The sequence below is a fragment of the Kitasatospora griseola genome (genome assembly GCF_014648555.1).
Taxonomy (GTDB): domain Bacteria; phylum Actinomycetota; class Actinomycetes; order Streptomycetales; family Streptomycetaceae; genus Kitasatospora; species Kitasatospora griseola.
Map to the genome: position 1 here is coordinate 1 of NZ_BMRI01000073.1, position 8,904 is coordinate 8,904.

10 protein-coding genes and 1 pseudogene are annotated in these 8,904 nt (G+C 68.7%); 7 read left to right on the forward strand and 4 right to left on the reverse strand.

Annotated features, from left to right (window positions below):
- From IEZ12_RS36730 to IEZ12_RS36740, 3 genes are all read right to left on the reverse strand, one after another.
- Window positions 1-517 (reverse strand): alpha/beta fold hydrolase (locus tag IEZ12_RS36730; RefSeq protein WP_229848689.1); only part of this gene is annotated, 517 nt, incomplete at its 3' end.
- A 234-nt stretch (window positions 518-751) separates the two neighbouring features.
- Entirely contained in the window at window positions 752-1,756 is a 1,005-nt protein-coding gene (locus IEZ12_RS36735; RefSeq protein WP_189278693.1) for an NADP-dependent oxidoreductase, read from the reverse strand.
- A gap of 131 nt (window positions 1,757-1,887) precedes the next feature.
- Window positions 1,888-2,574, reverse strand: coding sequence for an SDR family oxidoreductase (locus IEZ12_RS36740; RefSeq protein WP_189278695.1), 687 nt, complete (start codon window positions 2,572-2,574; stop codon window positions 1,888-1,890).
- A gap of 111 nt (window positions 2,575-2,685) precedes the next feature.
- Here IEZ12_RS36740 and IEZ12_RS36745 point away from each other — a divergent pair, with 111 nt between their 5' ends.
- The 5 genes from IEZ12_RS36745 (at window position 2,686) to IEZ12_RS40770 (ending at window position 6,802) form a co-directional block, all read left to right on the forward strand.
- A complete protein-coding gene (locus IEZ12_RS36745) occupies window positions 2,686-3,246 on the forward strand; it encodes a TetR/AcrR family transcriptional regulator (protein ID WP_033824400.1) in 561 nt (186 codons plus the stop codon).
- Between the two features lie 41 nt (window positions 3,247-3,287).
- Complete coding sequence (locus tag IEZ12_RS36750; RefSeq protein WP_229848691.1) at window positions 3,288-4,502, forward strand: IS630 family transposase; 1,215 nt, start codon at window positions 3,288-3,290, stop codon at window positions 4,500-4,502.
- A gap of 414 nt (window positions 4,503-4,916) precedes the next feature.
- A complete protein-coding gene (locus tag IEZ12_RS36755) occupies window positions 4,917-5,306 on the forward strand; it encodes a VOC family protein (RefSeq protein ID WP_189278698.1) in 390 nt (129 codons plus the stop codon).
- A gap of 654 nt (window positions 5,307-5,960) precedes the next feature.
- A complete protein-coding gene (locus tag IEZ12_RS40765; protein WP_373295569.1) occupies window positions 5,961-6,353 on the forward strand; it encodes a transposase in 393 nt (130 codons plus the stop codon).
- Window positions 6,245-6,802 carry a transposase gene (locus tag IEZ12_RS40770; protein ID WP_373295570.1) on the forward strand — a complete coding sequence of 186 codons (558 nt, stop codon included), beginning with the start codon at window positions 6,245-6,247 and terminating at the stop codon, window positions 6,800-6,802. The genes IEZ12_RS40765 and IEZ12_RS40770 overlap by 109 nt, the downstream gene beginning before the upstream one ends.
- Here the strand turns inward: IEZ12_RS40770 and IEZ12_RS36765 are convergent.
- Window positions 6,765-7,552 (reverse strand): IS5 family transposase gene (locus IEZ12_RS36765; RefSeq protein WP_373295568.1). Its coding sequence is split into 2 segments (ribosomal slippage): window positions 6,765-7,240 and window positions 7,240-7,552, totalling 789 coding nucleotides; the frame shifts between segments, so codons are not numbered across the junction. The genes IEZ12_RS40770 and IEZ12_RS36765 overlap by 38 nt on opposite strands.
- A 110-nt stretch (window positions 7,553-7,662) precedes the next feature.
- Here IEZ12_RS36765 and IEZ12_RS39875 point away from each other — a divergent pair.
- Both IEZ12_RS39875 and IEZ12_RS36770 read left to right on the forward strand, forming a co-directional pair.
- A pseudogene (locus tag IEZ12_RS39875) lies at window positions 7,663-8,094 on the forward strand (hypothetical protein); the annotation flags it as partial.
- Window positions 8,091-8,699, forward strand: a complete 609-nt coding sequence (locus IEZ12_RS36770; protein WP_189278702.1) for an SMI1/KNR4 family protein — start codon at window positions 8,091-8,093, stop codon at window positions 8,697-8,699. The pseudogene IEZ12_RS39875 and the gene IEZ12_RS36770, both read left to right, overlap by 4 nt.
- Window positions 8,700-8,904 lie beyond the last annotated feature (205 nt).

The window sequence follows — 8,904 nt, forward strand, 5'->3', positions numbered from 1 at the left end:
ACCACTTCGCCGCCTTCGCCAGCATCGCCGCAGCCCTCATCTGCACCCGGCGGCTCTCCAAATGAGATGTCTTCTTAATACCCTTGCCACCGGCGGGTCCTGTGCCCGCGAGGATCAGCCTGCGAACGAGTTGCGGTTCGTTCTGTGCGATCACCTGGGCGACCATCCCGCCCATCGAGAAGCCGAGGATGTCCACCTGGTCGAGCTCGAGTGCCCGGATGAAGGTGACGGCGTCGTCGGCCATTTTCTCGATGGTCTTGGGTGTCGAACCGGTGGACGCGCCGACGCCCCTGCTGTCGAACGTGATCACCCGGTGCCTGGCGGCGATGCCGTCGACGACACGGGGATCCCAGTTGTCGAGTACCGCGGCAAGATGGGTGAGGAAGATCACCGGGATGCCGGACCGGGGGCCGAGGTCGCGGTAGGCGAAGGTCACTTGGTCGGCGGTGACGGTGCGGGTCGGTGCGTCCCGGTAGGACATCACCGTGCCGCCGCTACCTTCATGCGTGTCGTTCATGGGTGTGCCCTTCGGTCTCGGATCTACCGCGGCCTCGCTCCGGCCGCTTCGTCCTCGCGGGTGTGCGCAGGACGGCTTCCCGGTCTTCCGACTGCGGGCGCGGGGCCGGCGGCCGGATGAGTGGGAGGGGCGCGCGGTGCACCTCTGGTCGATTCCTGTGGTGGCGGGGAGGGGGGATCCACTCGTCTGCCGAGGCCGGCCGGTCAGGTGGAGGCGGGGACCGGCCGGCAGACCTCACTCCATCGCGATGACGACTTTGCCGGCCTTCGCGCGGCCCTTCTCGGCGTACTCCATGGCGTCGCGGGTCCGGTCGAAGGGGAAGACCCGGTCGACGACGGGGTGGATCTGCCCGGCGTCGACGAGCCGGGTGAGTTCGCGCAGCTGGCCGCCGTCGGCCTTCATGAACAGGAACGAGTAGGTGACGCCGTGGCGCTTGGCACGGCGCCGGGTCCTGAAGCTCAGCGCGTTCATCGCCTGCCGCAGGAGCGGGTTTGCGCCGAGCTCGCGGGCGAAGTCCGCGTCGGGCGGCCCGGCGATGCTGATGACCTTCCCGCCAGGCTTAAGGACCCGCAGCGACTTCTCCAGGGTCTCGCCGCCGAGGGTGTCCAGGACGACGTCGTAGCCGTCCAGGAGCTGCTCGAAGTCCTGGGCGCGGTAGTCGATGACCACGTCCGCGCCGAGTTCCTTGACCAGGTCGGCGTTGGCCGCGCTCGCGGTGGTGGCCACATGTGCGCCCAGGTGCCTGGCCAGCTGGAGGGCGATGGTGCCCACTCCGCCGGAGCCCGCGTGGATCAGGACTTTCTGGCCCGGCCGGACGTGCGCCTTCTCCACCAGCGCCTGCCAGGAGGTGAGGGCGACCAGCGGGAGGGAGGCGGCCTGCACCATGGTGAGGACGGCGGGTTTGGGGGCCAGGTCGTCCTGGTGGACGGCGATGAGTTCGGCGAAGGTGCCGATGCGATCCTTGTCGGGCCGGGCGTAGACCTCGTCGCCCACCGCGAAGCGGGTGACCGACGAGCCGACCCGGACCACCACTCCGGCGAGGTCGTTGCCCAGGACGAGCGGAAGGCGGTACGGCAGGATCCTCTTGAAGGCGCCGTCGCGGATCTTGAAGTCCAGCGGGTTGACGCTCGCCGCGTGGATCTCGACCAGGACATCCTCGGGACCCGGCTGCGGATCGGGCAGCTCGGCGGCGTGCACCGCCGACTGGTCGCCGTACTTCTCGATCAGGTAGGTCTTCATCTCTCCGTCTCCGTGTCCCGTCCGTACCCGAACGCGATCTCCGCTCGCTTCCGGGCCTGCCCCGGTACGAGCCACTTTCTGCTAGTCACTGCTGGTTCACGGCGCCCCACGCCGATGCGGCGGAGTGCTTCTCACGCCGCGTTCGGCGACGTGGCCAGGCTCTGCTTGACGTACCGGGTGGTCTCGTCGGCGAGGACCTCGGGCAGGCCCCCCTCCACGGCGGACAGGGCCTGGGTGGCGACCTCGGCGGGGTTTGCCTTCTGGTCGGCGGGAACGCCGGCGGCCATGTCGGTGTCCATGTACCCGACGTGCAGCGCCGTCACCGTGATGCCGCGGGGCGCCAGTTCCTCTCGGACCGCGCCGGTCAGCGCCCATGCCGCCGCCTTCGCCGCAGCGTATGCGCCGAGGCCGGCCGGGTGCAGCCAGGACAGGACCGACAGCACGTTGAGCACGCCGCCGCCGCCGTTGGACTCGATGACCGGGGCGAAAGCCCGCGTCACGGCGAGAGGGCCGAAGAAGTTCACCTCCATTTCCAAGCGCACCGCGTCCGGGCTGCCCGCGATCAGCGGCGTTCCGGTGGAGATGCCCGCGTTGTTGACCAGCAGCGTCGCGTCGGCGGCGATGCGGGCCGCCGCCCGGATCGACTCCGCGTCGGTAACGTCCAGCCGCAGCGGGACGACGCCCGGAAGGTCCACCGTCTCGGGGCGGCGGGCCGCCGCGTACACCTTGGCCCCGCGCTCCACGAGCTGGGCGGCAAGATGCCGCCCGAGCCCCCGGTTGGCGCCAGTGACCACCGCGACCGCGTTCTTCAGTTCCATGAGCACTCCCGACGTAGTGGGCGGCAGCTGATCGCCACGATAGATTTCATCCAACATCTAAACTGGAGTCTAGAATAGATTCGACTCGACATCCAACTGAGAGGGTGACCGATGGGCCGCGTATCGCAGGCACAGGCACGGGACAACCGCCGACGGGTCGTGGAGACCGCCTCCCGGCTCTTTCGGGAACAGGGCACCCACGTCAGCGTCGCCGACCTCATGAAGGCCTCCGGCCTGACCCACGGCGGCTTCTACAAGCAGTTCACCTCCAAGGAGGCACTCGTCGACGAAGCCACCGCCCACGCCTTCGCCGAACTCGCCCGCCACCACAAGGACGGCCTCGACCAGTACGCCGGACAGCGCGACGCCGCCCAGCGGGCGCTGATCGACGCCTACCTCTCCACCGAGCACCGCGACAGCGCCGCGGACGGCTGCCCCGCCGCCGCACTCGCCGGCGACATGGCCCGCGACGGCGCAGACGGCGAGGCCCGCCGCGTCTACACCCAGGGAGTCGGCGACTTCGCCGACTGGCTCGCCACCGAGGACCAGGACGGCATCACCCGGCTCTGCACCATGCTCGGCGCACTCATCCTGTCCCGCGCCACCAAGGGCTCCCCACTCTCCGAGAAGATCCTCACCACCGCACGCGAGGCACTGACGGCCACCAACTGACCAAAGACGCGGTACAGGGCGGCACCGCGCAGGAAGGGCGCGTGCCGTCGACCTATCGTCATCCACTTCTCGCGATCGGCCTGCCTGCCTTGCCCGTTCCCTCGGCCTGCCCGATAACCCTGACCGCCTCCGAGCGGGAGCGGTTGAAGAAAATGGCCTACGGCCACAGGACCGAGCACCGGATCCGGCAGCGCGCCCACGTCGTGCTGCACGCGGCCCGGGGCCGGTCCAACGCCCGCATCGCCCGTGAGACCGGGCTGCACCTGGACACCGTCCGTACGTGGCGCGGCCGCTTCGCCGCATCTCGACTGCTCGCCCTCGGCGACCTCAAGCGGTCCGGCCGTCCCGCCTCCTTCACGCCGCTGCAGGCTGCCCAGGTCAAGGCCCTCGCCTGCCAGTTGCCCGCCGAGAGCGGCACACCGCTCGCACGCTGGTCGGCCCCGGAACTGGCGCGCAAGGCGGTCGCCCGGGCCATCGTCGGCACAATCTCCGCCTCCACCGTGCGGCGCTTTCTCAAGCAGGACGCGCTCAAGCCCTGGCAGTACCAGTCCTGGATCTTCATCACCGACCCCGCCTTCCGCCCCAAGGCCGAGCGCCTCCTTGACCTGTACGCCCGCACCTGGCAGGGCGAGGCGCTCAGTGCGGACGAGTACGTGATCAGTGCCGACGAGAAAACCTCAGTCCAGGCCCGCTGCCGCTGTCACCCCACCCTGGCCCCCGGGCAGGCCAGGACGATGCGGGTGAACCACACCTACGGCCGCGGCGGGGCCCTGGCCTATCTCGCCGCCTACGACGTCCACCACGCGAAGGTCTTCGGCCGCTGCGAGCCAACCACTGGCATCTCCCCCTTCATGGCCCTGGTCAACCAGGTCATGAGCCAGGAGCCGTACGCTAGCGCGAAGCGCGTGTTCTGGGTCGTGGACAACGGCTCCTCCCACCGCGGCCGAAAAGCCGCCGACCGGCTGGCATCGGCCCACCCGACCGCCGTGCTCGTCCACACCCCCGTCCACGCCTCCTGGTTGAACCAGGTGGAGATCTTCTTCTCCGTCGTCCAACGCAAGGTCGTCTCACCCAGCGACTTCACCGACCTGAAGCAGGTCTCGGACCGGCTCCGAGCATTCGAAGACCGCTACAACGCCACGGCACAGCCGTTCCAGTGGAAGTTCACCACCTCCGACCTGAACGATTTACTGGCCAGGCTCGACCGACATGCCGCCGATCACCCAGAAGAATCCTCCACAGCCCTCACAACCTGACCAACCCCCGAAGGAATTGCGACGCCGACCACTAAGCACCGTTGCAGTACTAATGGTGACGTCGGGTATTGGAACTGTCCGAATGCCCCCGGGGCCTTTCTGTCCGCTGCCGGTTGTCACGATCGGCTGGCCCCGGATGAGGGAAAGCCAGGCCAGCGGCCGGGCGTGCAGCGGACCTGCTCGGGCAAGCACATCGCCGCGCGTGGTCGCCCCGGCCTGCCGGATGTCGGGGCCTGCCGGATGTCGGGGCCTGCACCGCTGCTAGGAACGCTTCCTCGCCGTGGTCGGCATAGCCGCAGTCCTGATCGCCTACCGCCGCGCTGGAACAACGGCTAAGATCCACGGCAACATCGCGTGCCGGTCGCCGACTGGGTGAGGCATGGAGGTGTCGGGAGATGCCCTCGGAGGCATTCCTTGTCAGTTGAGTTGAACCACACGATCGTTCATGCCCGGGACAACCGGGAGTCTGCCGAGTTCTTCACGGACTTGCTGGGCGTTGAGATCACCGCAGAGTGGGGCCCGTTCATCGCGGTCGACCTGAGTAATGGCGTCACGCTGGACTTCGCTACGATCCCCGCAGACAAGATCACCCCGCAGCACTACGCCTTCCTGGTCTCCGAGGCGGAGTTCGATGCGGCATACGCGCGGATCACACAGCGCGGTATCGAGCACTACGCCGACCCGCACCGGCAGCACCCTGGCGCGATCAATCACAACGATGGCGGACGCGGCGTGTACTTCATGGACCCGGTTGGCCACGCGATGGAACTCATCACCGTGCCGTATGGCGGCTGGCCTTCGTAAGCACTTGCGCCGAGGGCTGCAGTCTGCACCGCCCGTACAGCCTCGCGGTCACCGCGAAGGACGCCGGCACCGTCTACTGGACCATCGCCTGCGCGTCCAACACCGCCCCGGCCGCCGCCTACGGCGAGCAGCTGGCCGAGCAGCCGACGCCCGACCTGCCCGGCGGCGGGAAGGCCCAGGTCGCCGAGATCGAGCAGGCCCTGCTGACCGCGCTCGCCGCCAGCGAGCAGAAGGGCACCGTCGTCCGCGCCGAGCGCTACAGCACCTGCCCGGCCCCGCCCGGGTTCCGGTACGGAGCCACCGTCGACTTCACGGACGGATGGAGCTTGCTCACGACCTGCATTCTCCAGGGCAATATTCGTATTGCGCGAGGATGCGAAGTAGATCGGCCCAGCTCAGCAGCGGTGTTAGAAGCGCGATCGCCTGCAACAGGTGTTGCACCATCCCTCGCTGGAGTGATGGGCCTGCTTGGCGGTCCGCAGCTGGTGGGGCATGGAATCCGGTGTCAGCTTGTCGTTTAACGTTCGGCTTCGAACAGACGGGTCTGGTGATCACTCGTTCGGGTGTTCCGGGGACGGCGGTGCGGCCTTCGCATGATTCTGAACTCGACCAAGAGGTACAGGACTTGATGCGAAGGCCGCAGTGGTGAGTGTGGTGCAGCAGGGTGTTCGGGGCGAGCCGTTCGCGGGACTGTCACGCTTCCGGGGGGTCTTCTACGACTGCCTGACCGGGCGGCGCGACGCGCTGTTCGAGCTGACCGACGCGATGCTGTGCACCGACGGGCCGGTGAGGACGCTGGTGGACCTGGTGCTGGCTCCCGAGCACCGGCGCGGGCACGGAGCCCTCTACGGCGCGCTGAACCGCGGCCGGGTGGACGTGTCGACCGGATACGGATCGAGCTGGCCGGCCTGCCGCTGCCGCGCGCCGCCGACGGCCGCCTGGTCCTGTCGGTGGACGTCTCACCGTGGCTGCGGCCGGACGCCGAGACCTGCCCGGACCGCTCGTTCTGTCACACCTTCGGCCGCGGCGACGCCAAGCACCAGATGATCCCGGGCTGGCCGTACTCGTTCGTGGTCGCGCTGGAAGCCGGGCGGACGTCGTGGACGGCGGTGCTGGACGCGGTGCGGCTGGAGCCCGGCGCCGACGTCGCGGCCGTCACCGCCGCCCAACTCCGCGACGTAGTGGGCTGGTTGATCGGCGCGGGGCAGTGGAAGGCGGGTGATCCGGAGGCGCTGGTGGTGATGGACGCCGGCTACGACGCCCTGCGGATCGCGCACCTGCTCGGCGACCTGCCGGTGCAGGTCCTCGGCCGACTCCGCTTGGACCGGGTGATGCGCCGACCCGCACTGCCGGCCGCCCAAGCACGGCGGCGAGTTCGTCTTCGGCGACCCCGCCACCTGGGGCAAGGAGCAGGTGGTGACCCGCACCGCGACCCGCCGCTACGAACTCGTAACACGATCACTGGGCTTGGGCATTCAGGCGTCGCCAGCAGATGAGTGCGCAGGCGAGTGAGACGAAGGCGTTATGGAGGTCGAGGCGTCGCTCCCAGCGGACGGCGAGGCGCTTGAACTGGTGGAGCTGGGCGAAGGTCCGCTCGACGACATAGCGGAGCTTGCCGAGGCCGATGATGTCCCGTGATCCCTTGCGGGAGATGACCGGGAGGATTCGGCGTTTGCACAGCTCGCGGCGGTTGGGGTTGCTGTCGTAGCCCTTGTCTCCGAGCAGGGCGTCCGGACGGTGACGAGGGTGGCCGACCCGGCCGGCGACCGGTGGGATGCCGTCGACCAGGGCGAGGGTCTGGGTGACGTCGTTGACGTTGGCGGCGGTGGTGATCACGTGGAACGGGATGCCGCCGCCGTCGCTGATCAGGTGGTGCTTGCTGCCGGTCTTGCGGCGGTCGACCGGCGAGGAGCCGGTTGCCTCGCCCCTTTTTTCGCGCGTACGTGGGAGGCGTCCACGCAGGCGCGCGTCCAGTCGATCAGGCCGGCCGCGTTCAACTCGGCCAGGAGTATGCGGTGCAGGGCCTCGAACACCCCGGCGGCCTGCCAGCGGCCGAGCCGTCGCCAGCAGGTCTGCCCGGAGCCGAAGCCCAGTTCCAGCGGCAGCTGCTGCCAGGTGATGCCGGTGTAGAGGACGAACAGGATGCCCTGCAGGCAGCGCCGGTCGTCCACGGGACGCGGGCCCGGTGACCGCTCGGGCCATGCCGGAAGCAGCGGCTCGATCCGTGCCCACAGCTCGTCGTCCACGGCCCAAGGCTTGTTGCTCACGCCATCACGAACGGACGAATCGTCACATCGGTTACGCCCCACCAGCAACGATCAGCAAGATCGTGTTACGAGTTCTACGGCACCGCCCCACCGTCCGGGCCTGGGACCGGCTCCACCCGCGCCTGACCCGCCGGGCGGCCGGCTGGACCACGACGGCGAACTGCCGCTCCTCGAAGGTACGGTGATCCGGCTCGCCGTCGAGAAGCTGCCCAGCGGCGGGGTGAACCGTCCGGTCTGGCTCTGGTGGTCGCGCACGGGCACCGGCCCGGCCGACGTCGATCGCTGCACCGAAACCCAGCCGCGCCGGACCCGGCCGACCGCCCGGCTCGAGAAACCAGCGCCCCGCCGCCCGCCACGAGGTCGGAAGAGTCCTGGCCGCCGGCGAGGCGTACGCCCGACCCGCCCACCATCAAAAGGGCACCAAACCACGACGAACCACGCAGCCGCAGCGAGGCAACTCGACTGAGTCTGGGGCCGCTTCTTCCGGTGTCACAGCGATCGGGCAAGCTACGGGTCCATGATCGAGCCCCCACGCATCGGTATCAGTCCGGTGATCGCGCCCGTGGCCGAGTCCTGGCACCTCATCGACGGCTGGCTGGCGAAGCATGCACCGGCGAGCCAGGTCGCGCTCCGCCCGCCAGCGTCGCCCGAGGCGATCGACCGGACCGAGGAGCAGCTCGGCTTCACACTCCCCGCCGATTTGCGCGAGTCGCTGCAGTGCCACGACGGGGACAGCTCCTACCTGGGTGTTCTTCCCTGCGGCCCTCTGTACTCCACTGAGAGGATCGTGGAGATCCGCGACATGCGGATGAGCATCTGGGATGCCGATGACTCGGACCAGCACGACGAACCGTGGTGGGGGACTCTGTGGGTGCCGTTTGCGGGAAGCGATGGAGATGAGCACTTCATCGACGCGGGACCCGGTCTGTGGCACGACCATCTCGGGCGCGCCGCCCACGACGACTCCGCTTGCTTCGTCGGCTGGCCGAGCCTGGCAGCCTGGCTTCACTGCGTCGCGCAGGCGATGCTGCATTACGACAATCGCAGTCGCCTGGAGCCGGTCCACCAGCCGATGCTGCCCGGCGACGGAACAGTCAACTGGCAGATCGGCGTGCAAGCTGGTTAAACGTCAAGCTCAGAGGTTGTTTGCGATCTGCAGTCGTCTCAGGTGACGCTGCCCGACTGGACTGATGGCCTACCATCAGGCCTGCCCGGGGCAACGAATTGGTCCGGTTGTCGATGGTTTGAAGCAGCCTCAGAGGGCGGTAAGTGACGTGATGTCGGTTTCGTCGTCACCGGAACGTGTAGCGCCGTTGCATCTGCGCTGATCG

Bases quoted from the DNA above. Each gene is read 5' to 3' on its own strand.
- IEZ12_RS36735 (WP_189278693.1), bottom strand. From the start codon at position 1,756: ATGAAGACCTACCTGATCGAGAAGTACGGCGACCAGTCGGCGGTGCAC.
- IEZ12_RS36740 (WP_189278695.1), bottom strand. From the start codon at position 2,574: ATGGAACTGAAGAACGCGGTCGCGGTGGTCACTGGCGCCAACCGGGGG.
- IEZ12_RS36745 (WP_033824400.1), top strand. From the start codon at position 2,686: ATGGGCCGCGTATCGCAGGCACAGGCACGGGACAACCGCCGACGGGTC.
- IEZ12_RS36770 (WP_189278702.1), top strand. From the start codon at position 8,091: ATGATCGAGCCCCCACGCATCGGTATCAGTCCGGTGATCGCGCCCGTG.